Here is a 21,678-nt window from a genome sequence, read left to right on the forward strand (position 1 = left end):
TTTAAAAAAGCTTATTAGCAGTAAATATCGGTCTTGTAATGAGTGCCGGATTCACTGGAGCTGCATTCGCAGCAGATGAAAATCAAGTTCAAGAAGACGTTGAAGTAATTGAAGTACGTGGTATTCGCCGCTCACTAGAAGCAGCGTTGAACACAAAACGCTTTGCAGATGGTGTAGTAGATGCTGTATCTGCTGAAGATGTTGGTAAGTTTCCAGATGGCGATGTAGGTGAAGCGCTTGGTCGTATTTCTGGTGTTGCTGTAAATCGCCAATTTGGTCAAGGTCAGCAAGTTTCAATTCGTGGTGCTTCAAGTCAATTAACCCGTACACTACTAAACGGTCAAACTGTTGCATCTACAGGTTGGTACGATCAGCAATCAATTGACCGTAGCTTCAACTATACACTTTTACCGCCAGAACTAGTAGGTGAAATCCAAGTTTACAAATCATCTCAAGCAAATATTGTTGAAGGTGGTGTCGGTGGTACGGTAATTGTTAATACTCGTAAACCTCTAGATATGGATGCTGGCACTACTTTCTTAAGTATTAAAGGTGATTACGGTACTATTTCAGAAACTGTTGATCCAGAAGTTTCAGGCTTATATAGCTGGAAAAATGATGACGAAACGTTTGGTGTATTAGGCTCTGTATCATATGCTGAAACAGATTATCAGCGAAATGGCATCGAATCATTAATTGGTTGGGGTGACATTGTACCTACTACTTTCCAGCAAGAGCGTGAACGTACTGCCTTAAATGTTAATTTCCAGTACCGCCCAACAGAAAATTTAGAGTTTGGATTAAATGTACTTAGCTTAGAGCTTGAGGCAAATAATGCTAATACTTCAAACTTTGTAATGTTCCCTGATGATAAAGAAGCAGCTTGTGAGCAAACAAATGCTTCTGGTACTTGTACTTTTTATAATCGTCCAGGCACCGGCGCTAACCCTGGTTGGACACAAACTTGGGCGCGTATTGCAAGCATGTCATCAGATACAGTTGATGCTAGTTTCAAATATGATGGTGAAAACTTCTCAGTTGAAGGTCGCTTAGGAACTACTGAATCTGAAGGTGGTACAGATCTTACTGCTAACTATGGTAACTTTATCGGTGTTCCAGCAGATTACGCTGGTACTTATGATGCAACCGGCGAAGTCATTAAAATTGATATTGCTAATAAATATTTTGAGCCATCAGATTTTACAGGTCCATTATCACCTGCTGGTTGGTCTTTGAAAAAACAACCTAATACAGATGAAGAAACTTATGCGCAGTTAGACTTCACATTCCCTGTTGATTTAGGTGCAATTACTGCTATTAAAACTGGTTTCCGTTGGGCAGATCACGAAGTAACTCAAGAAACGTATTCAACTACTTTGGCTGACGTAATACCTTCTGGTGATGGTGAAACATATTATAGTGGAACAATGTCTTCAGGCGCAGGCTTTACTTTACCTGAACCTGATTTAGATAAGATGATTGCTGATGCACAAGCCGCAATCGCTAGTTATGATAATACTTCTGATGTATATCGCTCAGGTTATGGCACAATTGAAGAAGAAAACTTAGCTATCTATGCAATGGCTGAGTTCTCTGGTGACGGTATTCGCGGTAACTTTGGTCTACGTTATATCTCTACAGATGCATCTTCTGACTACTATGGCTTCTCAGGTGGTAGTTATGACAGCACTCTTAGTACTGATAAAGCAAGCTATAACGATATTCTTCCAAGCGTTAATATCGTGTTTGATTTAGCAGAAGACGTTATTTTACGTACTTCAGCATCTCAAGTAATTGCTCGTCCTAACTATACTGACATGTTCTCTGCTTCTTCATTTGCAGGTTATGATGATGGTACTCCTGGTAATGAAGTACTTACCAAAGGTAATGTTGGATTAAATCCATTTAAAGCTACTCAAGCTGATTTAGGTGTTGAGTGGTATTTTGATGGTGATGGTATGGTTAGCGCTACATACTTCTTTAAAGATATTACATCTTTCGTAACTTCAGACCAGTTGCTAAACCAACAAATCGGTGTTGTGGATCCTAACTCTGGCGTTGATAATTGGACATTGTCTACTAAGCTGAATGCGACAGGTGGTGAAATCGAAGGTATTGAGCTGCAAATTCAAGACGGCTTCGACAGCGGCTTTGGTTATTCTGCAAACTATACATTTGTAGATGCGCCTTCAGATGCGAGTAACTACCCTGATTTAACAGGTGTATTCTCTGATTCTTCAGAGCATACTGTTAACTTAGTTGGTTACTATGAAACAGATTACTACTCAGCACGTTTAGCTTATAACTGGCGTTCAGAGTATATGATTCGTGAGCTTCCTGGCTTCTACGGTAACCGTGAGCACCAATCTTATGGAACTCTTGATTTCAGCGCTACATATAGCGTTACAGACTATATGGATTTAACTTTCGAAGCAGTTAATCTGACTGAAGAAGATAGCGTTCAAATTGGTGTAGCTCCAACAGAGGCAGAGGTTGTTCCTGAGCTTAAAAATGGCTACCCAGCCTGGAGCTTTGAAGGTGAAGCACGTTATAAGCTAGGTGTATCACTTCGTTTCTAATTAAATTTAGAATTTAAAGTTAAAGCCCAGTTCTATACTGGGCTTTTTGCTATGAGTTGGAAATATCATGATCAAAAAAATTGTTATATTAGGTGGTGGCACAGCAGGGTGGCTAACAGCAAACCATTTAGGGAGCGCTTTAAAAAGTCGAGGCTTTGAAATTACATTGATAGAGTCTCCTAACATACCAACAATTGGTGTGGGGGAGGGTACTGTTCCAGCGATTCGGAAGTCGTTACGCTCATTTGGTGTCAGTGAATCTGAATTTATAAAAGAATGCGATGTTACATTTAAACAATCAATTAAGTTTGTGAATTGGCTAGATAAAAATGCACATGGAGAGAATCATTACCACCATTTGTTTGATCATCCAGAAATTTTTGGAGAAGGTTTGATCGACAGCTGGTTGTCAACTAAGCAGTCAGATAGCTTTGCAAACTATGTTTCAAAGCAAGAGCAAAGCTGTGAAAAAAATTTAGCTCCAAAACTTATAACTACGCCAGAATATGCAGGTATTAATGGGTATGCTTATCATTTTGATGCCAAAAAATTTGCTGCTTTTTTAGGTAAACATGCAGTTAATCATTTTTCTATCAAGCATGAGCTAATGGAGATAACTGATGCAGAACTGGATTGCGATGGCTTTATTACACATTTAGTAACTTCTAAAGGTGACAAAGTAAATTGTGACTTTATTGTTGATTGTTCTGGGTTTAAATCAACAATTTTAGGTGATAAATTAGGTATTTCTTTTCATGATCGATCAGTTGATTTATTAACTGATACTGCATTAACTATTCAGGTTCCTACAAGTGATAAAGTTGAGATCCCACCTTATACATTAGCGACGGCACACAAAGCTGGTTGGATTTGGGATATTACACTAACACAGAGGAGAGGAGTTGGTTTCGTATATTCATCTAAACATATGTCAGAAGAAGAAGCTAGAGGTAAATTAGCAAAATATCTTGGGCTTGATGATATCTCACCAAGGAAAATACCGATGAAAGTGGGGCAACGTGAGCAATTTTGGCATAAAAACTGTGTTGCTATTGGGCTTTCGCAAGGCTTCGTTGAGCCATTAGAGGCTACTGCAATTTTAATCGCAGACTTTTCAGCAGACTTACTGTCAAAACGTTTTCCAGTATGTCGAGATGATATTTGCTTCATAGCAGATGATTTTAATAAAATTATTAAGCTTGTTTGGGATAAGACATTTGACTTCATTAAAATGCACTATTGCATTTCAGATCGTACCGATTCACCTTTTTGGCTTGCTAATAAAGATATTTCTTCAAGTACCCTGACCGAGCTCAAGAAAAACTTAACTAAGTGGGGGCGCTATGGCCCAATGAAAGAAGATTTCCAAAGTAAGTTTGATTTGTTTGATTATGAAAACTATTTGTATGTTTTGTATGGTATGAAATACCTACCTAAGAATAGAATTGGTTCTGAGTATCCTGATGATAAGTTATTTGAAATGAAAAAAATAAAGACTCAGCAAATCGTTAATAAGTTACCTCAACATCGCGAATTGCTCGATAAAATCAAGCAATATGGCTTACAAAGTGTTTGAATTAATCTATTCTGAAAAAAGAGGCTATGGATAGCCGCCCTGTAGCTATATCGTCGTTATAAGTAGCATCATTCCTTAAATCAGCGCTATGCAGTAAATTGCTTCGATATATAACAATGCGGTTTATTTGAGCCTCTATTTTTAAAACTTGCTCGAAGTATTCATTATTATTTAAATACCCATCTGTGCTTTTCGCAATATTTTTTATGTTTTTTATCATCTCATAAGCTACTTTTTCATTCCCTTTATCTATTTTGATCAGGTTTGCCGGTTTGTACTTATATATTGCTGTTCCACCAAGGCTTTGGTCACTTAGATAATGGACTGAAGCAAATGTTTTATTATCAGATGAGTCTATATGCGGAATTTTTTGTTGTGAGATTAATTCATTAGCTTTTTGAGTTACTAGTGAGAGTTTACAGCTATGTACGTAAATATCATTATTTAAGAGAGTAATATAACCTTTATTGATTAGTAGCTCTATTAATTCTTTCAAAACTATATTGTATGCTTCAGGCATTATATCTCTTTTACCAGGGTACAGTGTACCATCACTGCCAACCGGTTTAAGGTAGGCGTACTTACTCGAGAACATATGAATTTGTGAAAGAGACTCCAAAAAGTCATCGACCACTATAACTGATTCATTTATTTCCTCAATTTTGTGGGCTTTTATCTTTAGGTTTGGGTTTAATTTGTACCCTGTCATGTATTTATCCTTTGCTTTGGCAATAATTATGCTTTACTGCTCAAAATATGCTAACGACATCTTATCTTAATGCCAGCTTTGCTACAAACTGCCACAAAATTTTCACTTCCATTTTGCCGTCAAAACCTATAGCCTTAGGGCACTAACAGCAAAAACATAAAATTAAATATATAATGGAGCAGTAACATGGCGGAGCAACAAGTACAGCCTTTACACAATGAAAAACATGCCAACACTAAAATTCAAAACGGCATCAATGTAGATTTTTTAAAAACTCAGCACTTAGTGCCTGTAGTTGCACATGAGTTTGCTCGTGTAGCGAATGAGTTCCCAATGTCTTTCGTAAAAAATAACGAAACAGGTCAATTTCAAGCTGTTGCAATGTTTGGTCTAGAGCCAGGCGAAAACCTTTTTGTACAAGATGGCAAATGGACAGCTGCATTTGCACCTATGGCTACAACACGTTACCCACTTGGCCTTGTTAAGCACCCTCAAGAAGACCAATACGGTATTGTTATTGATGAAGCTAGTTCGCTAGTTGGAGAGTCTGAAGGTAATGCGTTATTTGAAAACGGTGAAGAAACAGATTACTTAAAGCGTCGTAAAGAAGCATTAGTGTCATTTATCGAGTTTTCACAAGTAACAGAAGCGTTTACTAAGTTCCTAGCTGACAAAGAGCTACTGGTAGCACAAACGCTTACAGTTGATATCAAAGGTGAGAAAAAAGATATTAACGGTATCTACCTTATCGATGAGAAAAAACTAAATGAACTGAGCGATGAAGAGTTCTTAGATCTTCGTAAACGTGGTTATTTAGCGCCAATTTACTCATTCCTAACGTCTACTCACCAAGTAGCACGTTTAGCTCGTTTAAAAGCGCAACAAGCATAATTAAGCAAGTTAAAATTTAAAAAGCGCCTTTTGGCGCTTTTTTTGTGCCTTTTATCTGCTAAAGCTTGAAATTAAAGATAAGTTTATTCACATTAGAATAATCAAAACTCAAGGCAAACCAGCATTATGAAAAAGTTACTTTTAACGGCATTGTTTAGTATATCGACTGTAATTATGAGCCCATGTGCACTTAGTGCTGAAGCACCTTTTGCTATCGCTATTCATGGTGGTGCAGGGACAATAGAGAAAAGCCGGTTTACACCAGAGCAAGAGAAAGCTTATCGGGCTAAATTAAAAGAAGCTGTTGAAACCGGTTATAAGGTTCTTGAGGGCGGAGGCGAAAGTCTTGATGCTGTCACCGCGGCTATTAATGTTTTAGAAAACTCACCATATTTTAACGCGGGCCGTGGTGCTGTTTATACCTATGATGGCTCCCATGAGCTTGATGCGTCAATAATGGATGGGCGAGATCGTCAAGCAGGGGCAGTTGCTGGGGTTAAGCATATAGAGAGCCCAATCAACCTGGCGCGCCTAGTAATGGAAGAATCAGTGCATGTGATGCTTAGTGGTCAAGGCGCTGAAGAATTTGCAAAACAGCAAGGTGTACCGCTAGTTGAAAATAACTTATTTGATACTGATAACCGCTACAAGTCACTATTAAAAGCCAAAGAAAAATTAAATAAAGCAAGTACAACCGGTAAAGATTATCAAGCAGCACATAATGCTTTACCCAATAATTACAAAATGGGAACGGTTGGTGCTGTAGCACTTGATAAAAACGGCAATTTAGCAGCAGGTACTTCAACAGGAGGGATGACAGCAAAACGCTTTGGGCGCATTGGTGATGCACCAGTTATCGGCGCTGGTACATTTGCTGAGAATGAATCGTGTGCAGTGTCTGCGACAGGTCACGGTGAGTACTTTATTCGCTATAATGTTGCCGCAGATATTTGCGCACGTGTTAAATATCAAAATAAAACGATAGTGCAAGCTGGTGACGAAGTTATTAATGGTGTACTCAAACCAATTGGTGGCACAGGCGGCGTTATTATTGTTGATAAGTTAGGAAATATAAGCCTGCCGTTTAATACATCAGGTATGTATAGGGCAAGTAAGTCGAATACCCAAGCAACGTATGTGGGTATATTTAAAGGTGAGTAATTAAAAAATAGCCTGGCTATTTTTGTTCTACTGCAAGCTTATTAGTATAATCACTTTTCACAATCTCTAATGCTTGCAGTACTTCCTCTGGACTTACATCGCTTTGTTCTAATACCATGATCAAATCAACTGCGAGTTTTACATAGGTTGGTGCTTGGTTTAAATCGTTATTCATTTATGACCTGTTTTTTGGCTATTTGGCTAATAGCAAAATCAATTGCAGTATTTACTTTTTCTTCCATATGCTCGCGTTCTTGTTGAGGTAAATAAAACGCCATATCAACATCGTAGCGTATATAGCGAGGGGGTAATTGATTCAGTACAGTACAACAAAAATCGGCCATCACGTCATCACTATACTGTTTATCGAGTTTGCGTTTGATAATCTCTTCAACGACTATTTTCTCATAATAATTATGTATATCATTATGTAAGCGCACTAGCTAGACCACTATTCTAGAAAAAGATATTACTCAGTTTATACTAGGAGTTAAAATAAATCGAGATTAAGTAGGGTGCTATCGCAATTGCTGTTTTTCGACGGTTTGAATTTTTTCTTCTGTGGCTGAAATAGCTTTACGACACCGGCCTAACCGACCATGTATGGTTAATATTTCTAAATTAAGTTCTTTGGCTTTTGCGGGACCTGCATTTTGCATCTGTAATTTACGTTCTTCAATCATAAGCACTAAACGGCGTTCAAACTCATGATTTTGTTTTAACTCGTCATAGAGCTCATGCACTGGCTGCATAATTTTTTTAACGGCTTGTTGGTAAACTTTTGGTTTGTTGCGAGGTTTAAAGGTGTTTTTATTTTCTTTTGCCCAAATCGGTGTGGACTTTATAACATTAAACACAGCTTGTACTTGGTTGCCAATGCGCTCTAGCGCGTAATTATAAGCATGACGGTGATCTGCAGGAGGAAGATTACTCACTTCATCTTCAATCTCAGTGACATAGTCGACTAAGCTCATACTTTTAGTAGAAAACACCCGTCGATCGAACAAACTAGGCTGGGCTTGCATATAACGGTTCTTGGTGAGTAACTTGGCGTTATCGAACTGTATTGCTTGTTGTTTTAAGGTCGCCACTTGCTGGCAAAGTTTATCAAACGCTGCTGATTGCATATTACAAATACGCCTCATAAATTAGCTTAAGTGCTAAAATTATAACGACAGTATTAAACACAGGCCGAATAAATTTACTGCCAAAGCGAATGGCTGAATGAGCGCCAAGCCAAGCACCGAACATTAAAAACAACCCCATAGTAACACCAAGTAAAAAATTAACGTGGCCAAGGGCTACAAAAGTGATAAGAGATACAAAGTTAGAAACAAAGTTCATAGACCTCGCAAGGCCACAATTTAATAACAAACTCATTTTATAAAGTAAGCTATTTGATGCTGTCCAAAATGTCCCCGTCCCTGGACCTGCTAAGCCATCAAAAAAACCTAAACTTAAACCCTGTAGCCATTGCTTAATTTTTGTAGCACGGTTCATTGGTGGCAACGCATCATCTTTTACAGTACTCAGATTGCCAAAAAGGCTATAGCAAGCGACGAGAATAATCACTATGGGTAAAAGTTTATTTAAAAACTCTATGCTTAAGTAATCAACTATTAAGGTGCCTATAAGCGCCCCTAATGCTGTTGCGATTATAGAGGCTGCCCAAAATCGTGGATTAAATAATTGCTTACGAAAATAAGTAACACTGGCGGTGAGTGAGCCAAAACTAGCAGCAAGTTTATTGGTGCCCAATGTTAAATGAGGCGGTAACCCCGCTGTTAACAGCGCTGGTACAGTCAGCATTCCACCGCCTCCGGCTATCGCGTCAATAAAGCCCGCAGCAAGTGCCACAGCACATAAGAGCGCCCATGTTGTTGGATCAAGTGCAAGTTCAAACATTAATAATCTATTTGTCTTTTAAAGGGTGGCAGTGTATCAAGCATAGCTTTACCGTATCGCTTGGTCACTAAACGACGATCAAGCACGGTAATACGGCCTTGATCATTCTCTTTGCGCAGCAGTCTACCACAGCTTTGTACTAATTTCTTCGCCGCATCAGGGACGGTAATAGATAAAAACGGATTACCGCCTTTACTTTGCACAAACTCAGCTTGAGCTTCTTCAATTGGAGAGGTAGGTACAGCAAAAGGGATTTTAGTTATCACTAAGTTTTCAAGATATTTCCCGGGTAAATCAAGTCCTTCAGATAAACTTTGCGTGCCAAATAAAATACTACCTTTACCCGCATCTATGTTTTTTGTGTGCTGTTTTAACAGTGCTTCACGTGACATTTCACCCTGTACTAAAATATCGATGCTTTTAGTGCGTAATGCTTTTACAACATGATCCATTTGCCAATAAGAAGCGAATAGCACTAAGTTAGCTTTCTCTTTATTCAAATGCTCAGGAAGGATTTTAGCTAAATGATCGCTAAAATCTTTATGGGTTGGTTCAATTGCAGATTGTGGAATATGCAATGTTGCTTGATTCGGGTAGTCAAAAGGAGAAGGGACTTTTAAATACTTAACCCCTTCCTCTTTAGCAAGACCACTCTCATAGGCAAAGTGATCAAATGAACCTAGTGCAGTTAATGTCGCAGAGCATAGAACGGCACCTGCACATTGTCGCCACAGTTTGTCTTTTAAGTAATACCCCACTTCAATAGGGCAATCACTTAGTAAGTGGTCATGATGATTTTTGTATTCTAATCGTTTTATCCAACGAGCATGAGGAATGCCTTCCCCTTTAGTAGCATAGCTAAACCATAACTTATTTAATTGTTCTAAGCGGTTTATATAGTGCCCACTTTCAGCCAAAATTGGATCTGCAATATAGGGTTTAATATCACCATCACTGACATCTTGTACTATTGTGTCGTGCATTTTGTTTAAACAACGCAGTGCATCTAAGGTGGCTTCGCTGATATCTTTTGCTTTATTGTGCAATGATTCCGGAATTTCGCCATGTTCAAAACGGTAAGTATCATCTTTAGAGTAGTTAAAATCGGCATTGTCTAAGATATCGCGCACGACTTTTAAATCTTTACTAGCGTCATTAATACTGTCGCACAGTTTGAAATTTTGCCCAATCGCTTTTTGTCCTACTATAACCTTAGCCATTTTACCGCTAAATTTTACTAACTTATCAAGCCAATCTATCGTGCCTTTAATCGTCGCTGCAGCCGATGAAAAGTCGCGGGTAATATGGGCAAGGTGATGTGCTTCATCTATTACATATATAGTATTGTCAGGCTCGGGTAAAATTTTACCACCGCCTAAATCTAAATCGGCTAGTAGTAAAGAGTGATTAATTACTAATACATCCATTTGCATTAAACGTTGTCGAGCAAGTTGAAAAGGGCAGGTTTGATGCGCTTTCATTTGTCGTTGGCAAGCATGTTTATCGCAAGCAATTAACCCCCAAACTCGTTCGGGGATTGTATCAGCCCAGCTGTCTCTATCTCCTTGCCATTTTTTATTCGTATAGGCGTCATAGAGCTGTTTTAAGCAGTTTGCTTCCATGGTACTCAATGGCGATGTAAGTGTGGGCATAAACTCCATCTGTGTTTGGCTATCACCATTTACAGCATTGTGGAGCTTATGTGCACATATGTAGCGTTGGCGCCCTTTTACTAAATCAAACTTAAAATCGAGGCCTGAATGCGTTTTAAAAAACGGCAGCTCTTTACTGATCAGTTGTTCTTGCAATGCGACGGTTGCTGTTGAAATAATAAGTTTCTTTTTTTGGGCAAGCGCTAAAGGTAGCGCGCCTAAGCAATAGGCGAGGGACTTACCTGTACCAGTACCGGCTTCAATTACACAAATACGTTGTTGCTTATGGTATTCACCCGCAAGGGTTTTCGCAATTTCAGCGACCAAGTAGTTTTGGCTGCTGCGAGGACGATAATCACTGAGGTTATCAGCCACATGCTTATGAATTTTTCGAATTGTGGCTTTTAATGGATCAGAAAGCATGGGGGAATAGCCTAAAGTATGTATATAATTACAGTGCTGTATATTAATTGGGATTGAACATTGACACAAGCTATCTATCAAGGCTTTATACTTTCTAGGCAACAATATGGGCCTAATAAATATAATGCTGAACAAGGGATCACCCTCTGTTATTGGCTCAGTAGTGATGTTGGGCCTATTAAAGTAATGATCCCTGATCAGCAAGCTGTATTTTTTATTCGTGCCGTTGATCAGAAAAAAGCGCAAGTCCTATTACAAGAACAACGAGTCTCAGCGCGTTTTAACAACGTTGCATTACGCCATTTCGATTCAGCACAATGCATTGGCTGTTATTTTTCATCAACACAAGCATTATACCAAGCTCGCACAATACTAGAACCGTCGCTAGATATCTATGAAGCTGATATTCGCCATACAGACCGTTTTTTGATGGAGCGCTTTATTCGCGGCAGTGTCTATGTAACCGGTGAAGTGACTCAGCAAATAGGCTATTTACAAATTGATAATGCGAAGATGAAAGCGGCAAAAAGTTACATGCCTTCATTTAAAACACTCTCTTTAGATATTGAATGCAGTGGAGAAGGGGTGTTGTTCTCAATTGGTTTAGTCGGTGATGGGGCCGATTGCGTACTCATGATAGGAGAGCCAATAGATTGTGAACAAAATATACAATGGTGCAACGATGAGCTCGATTTATTAAAGCAGTTTCAAACCCTGATCCAACGTGTTGATCCGGATATCATCATAGGTTGGAATGTTATTGAATTTGACTTTACTGTGCTGTTTAGAAGGGCTGAAGAATTAAATGTTAAACTTTATATTGGGCGTGGAAATAGTCCGTTATACGTCAAGCAAGGAAACTTTACTCGATTAACCATACCAGGGCGTTGTGTAGTCGATGGGATAGATACCTTAAAAAATGCAACCTACCATTTTGATAGTTTCTCCTTGGCTAATGTAAGTTATAAAGTACTGGGCGAAGAAAAGTTAATTCAAAGCAATAATCGTTTAGCTGAAATCATCCGCCAATATAATGAAGACAAACTAGCGTTAGCGGATTACAACCGGCAGGATTGTGTTTTGGTTAATCGTATTTTTAAAAAGTTAAATTTATTAGAGTTCGCAGTTGTACGCACTGCGTTAACTGGGCTTGAGCTGGAACGGATGGGGGGCTCCGTTGCCGCATTTACAAACTTATACTTACCTTTATTGCATCGCAGTGGTTATATTGCACCTAATTTAGGGGAGCATGGCTTAACGTTTGAAAGTCCTGGCGGGTACGTTATGGAGTCCACCCCCGGCCTTTATAAAAATGTATTAGTACTGGATTTTAAAAGCCTTTACCCATCAATAATGCGAACTTTTTGTATTGATCCACTTGGGCTGATTAAAGGACTAGAAAATATACATAATGCTGTTCCTGGCTTTCATGAGGCATTGTTTTCACGCAGTGAACATCACCTACCGCAACTAATTAAAGAGTTATCCTCCTCAAGGCAAGTAGCTAAAGAGACTAATCAGCCAATGCTATCCCAGGCTATAAAAATTATTATGAATAGTCTTTATGGTGTTTTAGGCTCTAAAGGGTGCCGTTTTTATGACCCTCGTTTATCAAGCTCTATTACGTTACGTGGCCACGAAATAATGCAAACGACACGTAAATGGATTGAAGAGCTCGGTTATACTGTTATATATGGTGACACTGACTCTACATTTGTGAGTCTTGATGAAAAAGTGTCAGCACAAGCATGTAATGCCATAGGTCATCAACTGGCATTAACAATTAATGCCAAGTGGAAGCAAAACATAAAAGAGCGGTTTGACTTACAAAGCTACTTGGAAATTGAATTTGAAACTCACTACAGTCCTTTTTTCATGCCAACCATACGCGGCAAAGCCACAGGCTCTAAAAAGCGCTATGTGGGTCAAATTAATAATGATGGCGACAAAAAGCTGGTATTCAAGGGGATGGAAACCGTTCGCAGTGACTGGACCGAACTTGCGCAGCAATTTCAAATAGAGCTATTTGAAACGTTATTTGATGAAAACTTTAATACCGAAATGTTAACACCTATTATCGAAGGTTATGTAGAGCGTTTACATGCGGGTGAATTTGATAACAAGTTGGTTTACCATAAACGGCTTGGGCAACATTTAGCTGATTATAAAAAAAATATCCCTCCACATGTGCAAGCTGTAAAATTATACCAATCTCAAAACCCCGATTTTGAAGTTCATAAAGGTCAAACCATTCAGTATGTATATACCCACAATGGTGCGCGGTTGCACCAAGAGGGTAATAAGTTAGATTATGCCTTATATGTAGAAAAGCAAATTAAACCTATCGCACAGATGATACTTCTACCACTAAAATTAGACTTTAAAAGTACAAAAAAGAATCAGCTTGACCTGTTCTGATTGTTGCTATAATCAGTACTAAGTACCCGTAATAGGCCTTCCCGCTATTGAAGTGTCATTTTTCACACAGTTCATTGTCCCTGAAACGCTCTGTTTTGTTCCTTTTATGTGTATAATAAGTGTAAATTAACCAAATTAGTTTAAATATTCGTGAACAGATGTTGGCAGTCGTGATTTTTTTGTTTAGTATCTTTGTGTGTTTGCAATTATTAGGTTGCAAGCGTTTACAAAATCTAAATAAAAATAACCACAATATAGTGGTCCAGGGAGAATCAAATGTTAAATAATAAAATTTCAAAGGCTGTTCGCTTAGCGATTGCTTTTGGTGCAGCATCAACAGCTGCATTCTCAGCGAGCACAATCGCTGCTGAAGAAAACGCAGAAAAAGTAGAACGAATTCAAGTGACAGGTTCACGTATTAAACAAGTAGATCTTGAAAACAGTTCACCAGTAACAGTTATATCTGCAGCTGAAATCAGCATGTCGGGTGAACCAACAGTAGCAGATGTTCTAAACAATCTAGCAGCTAACTCTTTTGGTTCTTGGAAGGGTGTATCAGGTTACGGTGCCGGTGGTGCTGCATCTTCAAATATCAATCTACGTGGCTTAGGGTCAGATGCTACATTAGTCTTGCTTGATGGTCGTCGTATGCCAGGTACAAGTTCATCATCTGGTTCATCTGCGGATACATCAATTATTCCAATGGCAGTAGTTGAGCGAGTTGAAATACTTCGTGATGGTGCATCTGCAGTATACGGTTCGTCTGCTGTTGCTGGTGTAATAAACATCATCACTAAAAAAGATTTCGACGGGATTAGCTTAAAATATGATTATGAAACGCCTAAAGTTGAAGGCGGTGAAAGTACTACTTTTTCTGTAACAACCGGTTTTACTTCAGAGAAAGGTAATATCATTTTTACTTTTGAAAATTCAAAAGACAATGCTATTTTTGATAGTGAAATTTGGGCTTTAGATGATGATTCGTACGGTGCATATAGCGGTTACAGCCATGTACCAAACTATAGAATTGGTGGTGCGGGTTCTTACATTTCTAATAATGAATTGTGTGATCAAACAGACAATGTTGTTAATAGCATGGATGAAAACGGTGTTGGCGGTTGTTTGTATAACTATGGCGCTGTGACAAAGTTTTATCCAGATGTCGAAAATAACTCTTTCTTAACTAATTTTAACTATGAGTTATCAGATGATCTTCGCTTCGTTGGTCGTGCAATGGCAAGTCTAAATGAAACAGATTCTCGCTATGCAGGCACGCCAGTTTCTACAGGTCCTATTTGGATGGATGCGGATAATCAATACAACCCAGAAGATGAAGATATTCGTCTATATATGCGTTCAGTACCAATTGGTAACCGAGATACTAAAACTGAAGTAATTACTACAGATATTCTACTTGGTTTAGAAGGTTTTGCTGATGTAGGTAATGGTATTGATTGGGAAGTCAATTATCAAAACAGTATTTCAAAGACAAATGTATTTGGCAGCAACTTAGTTAATGATGTAATGTTTCAAAATGGTATTGATTCTGGTGAATACGATATCCTTAATATGTCAGGTATGAGCTATGATGAGTGGGATGCACAGTTAACCGATTTATATCAATATGCAGCTCACACTGGTACATATGAAGGTCGCTATGAAAGTCAACAAATCGACGCATTAGCATCTACAACTTTTGTTGATGACGGTGATTTCTTATTAGCTGGTGTTGTTGGCCTTGAATACGAACAAATCGATTTTTCTCAAGTAAGTGATCCAGAGTCAGCTAATGGTTTCATTTCAGGTGGTTCAGGTGGCGACGATGTTTCAGCTGAGCGTGACCGAACAGCTGCATATGTCGAGATTCAAGCATCTTTACCATATGAAATTGATCTGACAGTCGCAGGTCGTTACGAGAAATATGAGCAAACTGGTATAACTAACCTTGGTGAGAAAAGCACAACTTTTGATAAAGTAGTTCCTAAAGTTGGTTTGACTTGGCGTCCAGTTGATACATTATTAATTCGTGGTTCATGGGGTGAGTCTTTCCGTGCTCCTAACATGGGCGAAATGTTCCAATCTTATGCATTGAGCTTCCCTGATGTGAGAGATACACAGTGGTGTGCTGCTAACCCAGGACAAGCCTTAGAAGGATATTGTTCTAATGCTGGTGAACAAGTTGCGACATGGTTTGGTGGTAATGCTAACTTAACTGAAGAAACTGGTGATTCAACAACGCTTGGTTTTGTTTGGGATGTTATTGACGGCTGGTCAGTTGAATTGACTTATTACGATATTAGCTATGAAAATCGAATTGATGATGTAAGTACTGAAGAGCTTTTACGCCTTGAGCAAGAAAACGGTGGTATGGGTTCTACACCAGACGCTATAGACCGTGGTCCTTCAGGTCAAATTGATTATATTTATACAGGATATATCAATAAAGCTTCTCTTAAAACTTCAGGTTTAGACTTTGCTACACGTTACAAATTTGAAACAGAAGTTGGTGACTTTGGTGTAATGTTTAACGCATCAAAAGTAATGGAGTTTGAAGAGAAAGCAGATGCTGAAGCTGAACCTTTTGATTATGCAGGCCTTCAAGATTACCCTGAGTGGAAAGCAGATTTAGGTGTAAGCTACTCTTATGAAGATTACAGTGCTTCTTGGACTATGTTCTATGTAGGTGCACAAGATTCTGGTAACGAAGAGTACGGCGTTGATTATTTAGCCGATATCCCTACATATGTTAAACATAATGCTCAATTTACATACACAGCCCCAACTAATACTAAAATTTCTGTTGGTGTAAATAATGTTTTTGATAAAACAGCGCCTTCATTCTATGACGGATTCCGTGATTATCGTGATTCAAGTTGGTCGCTTTATGACCAAACTGGTCGCTCAATGTATTTACGCCTAGAGCAAAAGTTTTAATTTAGCTTAAGGTATTTTATTTTATCGAGCCCTACTTTTTAAGTAGGGCTTTTTTATTACAATTATTTAACTATGGTTATATTTTATACGGACAATATTATGAGTTATGTATCTAAGCTACTTTTTATAATAGTTATAGGTTGTGTATCAGTGGTTAGTATTGCTGAAGAAGCAACAGTGAAAATTGAGGATTTTTTTAAAAACCCTAAATTTACGGCCCTCCAACTTTCGCCTAATGGTAAATATTTAGCAGTTCTTTCTCCCATTAATGAGCGAAAAAATATCGTTATATTAGAAACTGAGGGATTAAAAAATGCTAGACCAATAACGAAATTTGATGAGCAAGATATTAATAGCTTTACTTGGGCTAATGACGATGAAATCGTTTTTACATTGGACAGTGATGGAAATGAAGCTTTTAGTATTTATAAGATTAATGCTCATTCTAAAAGGGCACGTGTAATAACGTTAGTTGGATCAAAAGTTGGTGCTTCAGGTATTCGTTCTGCAAGCATAGTTCATTTACTTCCAAATGATCCTGAAAATATTATAGTTCAATATAATGGAAGAAACATAAAAGCACCTGATTTATATAAGTTACCATTGAATAGTAAGTGGGATAGTAAACGAGAAAGAAACTATAAAATGGACATCATTGCTAAAAATCCGGGTGATGTTCAAGGTTGGTTACTTGATCATGATGGTGACGTTAGGGGCGCTGTCTCTATGGATGGTTTAAAAGGAAAGTTTCACTATAAAAAGAAAGGAGAGGAAAACTTCAGAGTTTTACGTGAATTTAATGTTGAAGATGAAAATATATCTCCGCTCGCTTTTGATTATTGATAATAAAACACTTTTTGTAGCATCTAACATTGGTAGAGATACTTCAGCAATATACCGTTTTGACCCTGAGAAAAATAAATTAGGCGAACTAATTTTTGCAGAGCCTGGAATTGATGTTTCTAATCTAATGCTGTCGTTAAAGCGTAAAAAATTAATCGCTATATCTTATTTTGATGAATATCCGGAGGTCGTATATTTCGATAAAGAAACTGCGCAGATGATGGCTTCTCTAGAGATGAACTTTACAAACAAGACGGTTAATGTAATTAGTCAATCGAAAGACGAAATGCTTAATGTTGTTTTAGTTACTAGTGATGTAGACCCTGGACAATATTATTTATTCGACAAGACAAAGAATACGCTTAAGTCATTAGTTTCTCGCATGGATTGGCTTGATACCGAAAAACTTTCTCCAATGAAACCTATTAAATTTAAAAGCAGAGATGGCTTAACTTTACGCGGTTATTTAACAATCCCAAAAGATAGTAATGGAAAAAATCTACCACTTATTGTAAACCCCCATGGTGGTCCTTATGGTATTCGAGATTTTTGGGGGTTCAATCCTGAAATACAATTTTTCGCAAGTCGAGGTTATGCCACTGTTCAAGTGAACTTTAGAGGTTCTGGTGGCTATGGTCGAAACTTCCAACAGGCTGGCTATGGTGGTAAGTGGGGGGCAGAAATGCAGAATGATATTACTGATACTGTTAAATATTTAGTTAGCCAAGGTATTGTTGATCCTAAAAAAGTTTGTATCTATGGCGCAAGTTATGGCGGGTATGCCACTATGGCTGGTTTAACATTTACACCAGAGCTTTATAGTTGCGGTATTAATTATGTGGGGGTGACTGATGTTGAATTATTATTCGAGTCAATGCCTAAACATTGGGAACCGCAAAGAGAACTACTGAAAAAGCAAATTGGTGATCCTGATGATGCAGATTTAATGAAAAAAATGTCACCTCTTTATCATGTTGATAAAATAGTGGCACCATTAATGATTGTTCATGGTGCAAAAGACCCTCGAGTTGTTAGAAAACATGCGACTGAATTACGAAGCGCTTTAGAAAAACGTGGAATTACTTTATCTGATGATGAGTGGATTATGAAAGATAATGAAGGCCATGGATTCCAAAAGCAGGAAAATAAATTCGAACTGTATAGTAAAATGGAGAAATTTTTACAGAAGCACCTCCAATAAATTATAAATTAAGGAGTGAATTCTTCAACGTTAGTACTTGAAGAAAACACTCCTTTTTACCAATACCCCTTCACTATTAAGGCTAAAATCTTCCTTTGTAATACATATGTTAACTTTATTTTAGGTATTTTTTATGTTAAAAAACTCTGCCAATCTTTTTAATTTTATTTTCCTTTAAATACAATGTCATAGTGGCTTTTTATTCAGTTTAATTGAGTTTTTCTGTAAAAATATCGAATATAAAGTTAAATAACTGTTGACCAAGCGCCGTCCCTGATATTAGTATTATTTTTCGCAATAAGGTACTTAGTTGCTATTATGATACTAAGTGCTTGTTTGGGTTCAAAAACTAATAAAATCATATTTTAAATATGACCAGGGAAAATCAAATGTTAAATAATAAAATTTCAAAAGCTGTTCGCTTAGCGATTGCTTTTGGTGCAGCTTCAACAGCAGCATTTTCTGCAAGTTCAAATGCTGCAGAAGAGGGTGTTGAAAAAGTAGAACGTATTCAGGTAACAGGCTCACGTATTAAACGTACTGATCTTGAAAGTGCAAGTCCTGTATTAGTTCTAGGTCGTGATGATATAGCTGCCAGTGGTCAAATTAGTATCGGTAATATCCTTCAGCAAATCCCTGCTGCCGGCGCTGCATTGAATACTGCCTTCAATAACGGTGGTACTGGTGCGACAAACATGGATTTACGTAACTTAGGTGCGCAACGTTTATTAGTATTAGTTAATGGTAAACGTTGGATTTCTTCACTTGGTTCTACAGTAGATTTGAATACTATTCCTGCTGCGTCTATTGAGCGTGTAGAAGTAGTAAAAGACGGTGCTTCAGCAATCTATGGTTCTGATGCAATCGCAGGTGTTGTAAACATCATCACTCGTAAAGATTTCGAGGGTGCTGAACTTTCTGTGTACGGTGGCGAAAACCTTAAGTACAACGATGGTCGTCAATATTCAGCAGACCTTACAATTGGTACCACCTCTGATAAAGGTGGCTTAATGATGAACATTAGTCATGTAACGCAAGCTGAAATTTGGGCTGGTGACCGTGACATTTCATCTATGGGTAACAGCTCAACGACTGAAAAAGGCCGTATTCGCTTAACTTCTAGCGCAATATCATCTGATCTTCGTGATGATTTATTAGCACAGGGTTACACTGAAAACAATGCAGGTGCAGCTAATGCAGGCTTTGATTTAGTTCCTAATGGTGCTGGTTCAACTGTTGGCGTAGACTCATTTAGAGACCGTGCGGGTGATGTTTATAACTACGCACCTGAAAACTACCTTTCTACTCCGCAAGTACGTAATAGTATGTACGTTCAAGCGTTTTATGACTTATCTGACGACGTAAGATTAGTATCAGATTTCATGATGACTAATCGTGAGTCATCTCAGCTACTTGCTGCTATGCCATTGACAATCGGTGCATCTTTTGGTGCAGCTGCGAGTAATGTTGATATCCATGCAAATAATATCTACAACCCGTTTGGTGAAACACTTTACGGTGATGCATCTCGCTCAGGTGTAGACGGGTATGTTCCTTATGCAGGTCAACGTCGTTTTGTTGAAGCAGGTAACCGTATCTATAGACAAAATGATACAACGTACCGTGCTATGGTAGGTTTAGAAGGTGGTATCGGTGATACATCATGGGTATGGGATGCATCTTACATCTATGGTAAAAACAGCCAAGACGTACTTACTACAGGTCTATTAAATTTAACTCGTGTTAACCAAGCACTTGGTGATAACTGTAATGCTTCTACATCGTGTGTTCCACTAAATCTATTTGGTGGTGCAGGCTCAATCACGCAAGATATGGTTGATTATGTTACTTTTGACAGTGTATCTCGCGAAGGCCTAGAGCTTAAAGACTACACATTAAACTTTGCTGGCGATGCATTTGAATTACCAGCTGGTGTTGTTGGAATGGCTATCGGTCTAGAGCGTCGTGAAGAAAGTGGTTACGATACACCGGATCCACTAACTCAAAGTGGTGAAACATCGGGTAACCAACGTGATGCAACATCTGGTGGTTTCCGCTTAGATGAGGCATATGTTGAATTATCAATCCCAGTATTTGATGGATTAACTATTTCACCAGCAATACGCTTCTCAGATCACAGTGCATATGGTAGTAACTCAACTGCTAAAGTTGGTGTAGAGTACCGTCCAATTGATGATATTTTACTTCGTGGTACGTGGGCTGAAGGTTACCGTGCACCATCAATTTCTGATTTATATGCAGGTAATGCTGATTCATACCCTACACTGACAGATCCATGTAACTCTGTTGAAGGTGTTGTGCCTGATTTACCTGGTTGTGCTGGCGTTCCAGATGGTTATGCTCAAGCTAATACACAAATTCGTATTACAAACGTATCATCACCTGACCTTAAACCTGAAGAGTCAGAATCTAAAACGTTTGGTGTTGTTTATAACCCTAGCTATGTAGATGGCTTAGAGTTTACTGTAGATTATTATGACATCGAAGTTGAGAACTCAATCGGTCGTTATGGTGCATCACGTTTATTAAACGAATGTTCTACTGGGGATAATGTAGAGTCTTGTGATTATATTGACCGTGATTCAAACGGTAATGTGGTTGACTTACGTAACTTCCTTCAGAACTCAGGTACTTATAATGTTGAAGGTATAGATTTCTATACTGCTTATAAGTTTGAAACTGAGTATGGTAGCTTTAAAACTTCATTAGATATCTCATATGTTATGACAAATGAGTTTGACGGTGAAGATCAAGTTGGTATCCAATACGGTGATGCTGGTTACCCTGAATATAAAGGAACATTTGCAGTCGATTGGGCAATGGGTGATTTTGATGCTCATTGGCAGACTCGCTACGTAGATCGCCTACAAAACTATTATGATGTTTTATATGGTGCAGAGAACTATCCAGGTATGGCTGCAGAAATCGGTTCTTACTTTGTACATGATGTATCTGTAGGTTATGCTCTAGATGCTTATAATACAAAGCTAACTCTTGGTGTTGAGAACTTGTTCGCTAAAGAGCCTTCACCTGAATACAGCAATAATGATATTGCTATATCTACAAATAACTTCTCAGTTACAGAGTATGATGTAAATATGGATCGCTTTGTTTACTTACGTGCTACGATTAAATTTTAATTCAAGCCAGTACATATAAAGCTGATAAACCCCTCTCATGAGGGGTTTTTTTTAAACTATTATTTCAAGGCTTAGCAACCCTATCACTGCGCAGTAATATGCTAAATTTTGATGTATTTAATGGGTCGTTAATATGATTAAGATAAGTAATATAGATAATATTGAACATATTAGAGAGGAGTATAAGAAAAATAAGAGGGTTATCATTCCCGATATATGGTCAAC

15 protein-coding genes are annotated in these 21,678 nt (G+C 38.1%); 9 read left to right on the forward strand and 6 right to left on the reverse strand.

All coding sequences use genetic code 11. The annotated features are described in order from the left end of the window. Positions 1-38: 38 nt before the first annotated feature. Both ACU8V8_RS05495 and ACU8V8_RS05500 read left to right on the forward strand, forming a co-directional pair. Positions 39-2,579 (forward strand): TonB-dependent receptor, encoded by a 2,541-nt coding sequence (locus tag ACU8V8_RS05495; RefSeq protein WP_446889046.1) that lies wholly within the window; start codon positions 39-41, stop codon positions 2,577-2,579. Between the two features lie 64 nt (positions 2,580-2,643). Then, the gene (locus ACU8V8_RS05500; RefSeq protein ID WP_446889589.1) at positions 2,644-4,155 is read left to right on the forward strand and encodes a tryptophan halogenase family protein; all 1,512 of its coding nucleotides are present in this window, start codon (positions 2,644-2,646) and stop codon (positions 4,153-4,155) included. Position 4,156: 1 nt separating this feature from the next. On the opposite strand, the gene ACU8V8_RS05505 is transcribed toward ACU8V8_RS05500, so the two are convergent. Then, positions 4,157-4,864, reverse strand: a complete 708-nt coding sequence (locus ACU8V8_RS05505; RefSeq protein ID WP_446889047.1) for a DUF6445 family protein — start codon at positions 4,862-4,864, stop codon at positions 4,157-4,159. Between the two features lie 186 nt (positions 4,865-5,050). Here ACU8V8_RS05505 and ACU8V8_RS05510 point away from each other — a divergent pair, with 186 nt between their 5' ends. Continuing rightward, the gene (locus ACU8V8_RS05510) at positions 5,051-5,755 is read left to right on the forward strand and encodes a SapC family protein (protein ID WP_446889048.1); all 705 of its coding nucleotides are present in this window, start codon (positions 5,051-5,053) and stop codon (positions 5,753-5,755) included. Between the two features lie 126 nt (positions 5,756-5,881). Next, positions 5,882-6,916, forward strand: a complete 1,035-nt coding sequence (locus ACU8V8_RS05515; protein WP_446889049.1) for an isoaspartyl peptidase/L-asparaginase family protein — start codon at positions 5,882-5,884, stop codon at positions 6,914-6,916. A 16-nt stretch (positions 6,917-6,932) separates the two neighbouring features. Here ACU8V8_RS05515 and ACU8V8_RS05520 read toward each other — a convergent pair whose 3' ends face one another. From ACU8V8_RS05520 to dinG, 5 genes are all read right to left on the reverse strand, one after another. Beyond that, on the reverse strand, positions 6,933-7,091 hold the full coding sequence (locus tag ACU8V8_RS05520; RefSeq protein WP_169019360.1) for a DUF2496 domain-containing protein: 159 nt from the start codon (positions 7,089-7,091) through the stop codon (positions 6,933-6,935). Next, the gene (locus tag ACU8V8_RS05525) at positions 7,084-7,356 is read right to left on the reverse strand and encodes a late competence development ComFB family protein (protein WP_446889050.1); all 273 of its coding nucleotides are present in this window, start codon (positions 7,354-7,356) and stop codon (positions 7,084-7,086) included. Before ACU8V8_RS05525 ends, ACU8V8_RS05520 begins: the two co-directional genes overlap by 8 nt. A 78-nt stretch (positions 7,357-7,434) precedes the next feature. Further along, positions 7,435-8,043 (reverse strand): primosomal replication protein, encoded by a 609-nt coding sequence (locus ACU8V8_RS05530; RefSeq protein WP_446889051.1) that lies wholly within the window; start codon positions 8,041-8,043, stop codon positions 7,435-7,437. 1 nt (position 8,044) lies between these two features. Further along, positions 8,045-8,821, reverse strand: a complete 777-nt coding sequence (locus tag ACU8V8_RS05535; RefSeq protein ID WP_446889052.1) for a sulfite exporter TauE/SafE family protein — start codon at positions 8,819-8,821, stop codon at positions 8,045-8,047. Next, a complete protein-coding gene (gene dinG / locus ACU8V8_RS05540; RefSeq protein WP_446889053.1) occupies positions 8,821-10,896 on the reverse strand; it encodes an ATP-dependent DNA helicase DinG in 2,076 nt (691 codons plus the stop codon). Before dinG ends, ACU8V8_RS05535 begins: the two co-directional genes overlap by 1 nt. 60 nt (positions 10,897-10,956) lie before the next feature. On the opposite strand from dinG, the gene ACU8V8_RS05545 reads away from it, so the two are divergent. The 5 genes from ACU8V8_RS05545 (at position 10,957) to ACU8V8_RS05565 (ending at position 21,453) form a co-directional block, all read left to right on the forward strand. Further along, on the forward strand, positions 10,957-13,314 hold the full coding sequence (locus ACU8V8_RS05545) for a DNA polymerase II (RefSeq protein ID WP_446889054.1): 2,358 nt from the start codon (positions 10,957-10,959) through the stop codon (positions 13,312-13,314). A 276-nt stretch (positions 13,315-13,590) separates the two neighbouring features. Continuing rightward, complete coding sequence (locus tag ACU8V8_RS05550) at positions 13,591-16,248, forward strand: TonB-dependent receptor (RefSeq protein WP_446889055.1); 2,658 nt, start codon at positions 13,591-13,593, stop codon at positions 16,246-16,248. A gap of 99 nt (positions 16,249-16,347) precedes the next feature. Next, positions 16,348-17,091: a hypothetical protein gene (locus ACU8V8_RS05555; protein ID WP_446889056.1), complete on the forward strand. Its 744-nt coding sequence runs from the start codon at positions 16,348-16,350 to the stop codon at positions 17,089-17,091. After that, positions 17,048-18,292, forward strand: a complete 1,245-nt coding sequence (locus tag ACU8V8_RS05560; RefSeq protein WP_446889057.1) for an alpha/beta hydrolase family protein — start codon at positions 17,048-17,050, stop codon at positions 18,290-18,292. Before ACU8V8_RS05555 ends, ACU8V8_RS05560 begins: the two co-directional genes overlap by 44 nt. Positions 18,293-18,681: 389 nt before the next feature. Beyond that, positions 18,682-21,453: a TonB-dependent receptor plug domain-containing protein gene (locus ACU8V8_RS05565; RefSeq protein WP_446889058.1), complete on the forward strand. Its 2,772-nt coding sequence runs from the start codon at positions 18,682-18,684 to the stop codon at positions 21,451-21,453. Positions 21,454-21,678: the final 225 nt, after the last annotated feature.

Source organism: Pseudoalteromonas sp. SaAl2, assembly GCF_052947895.1.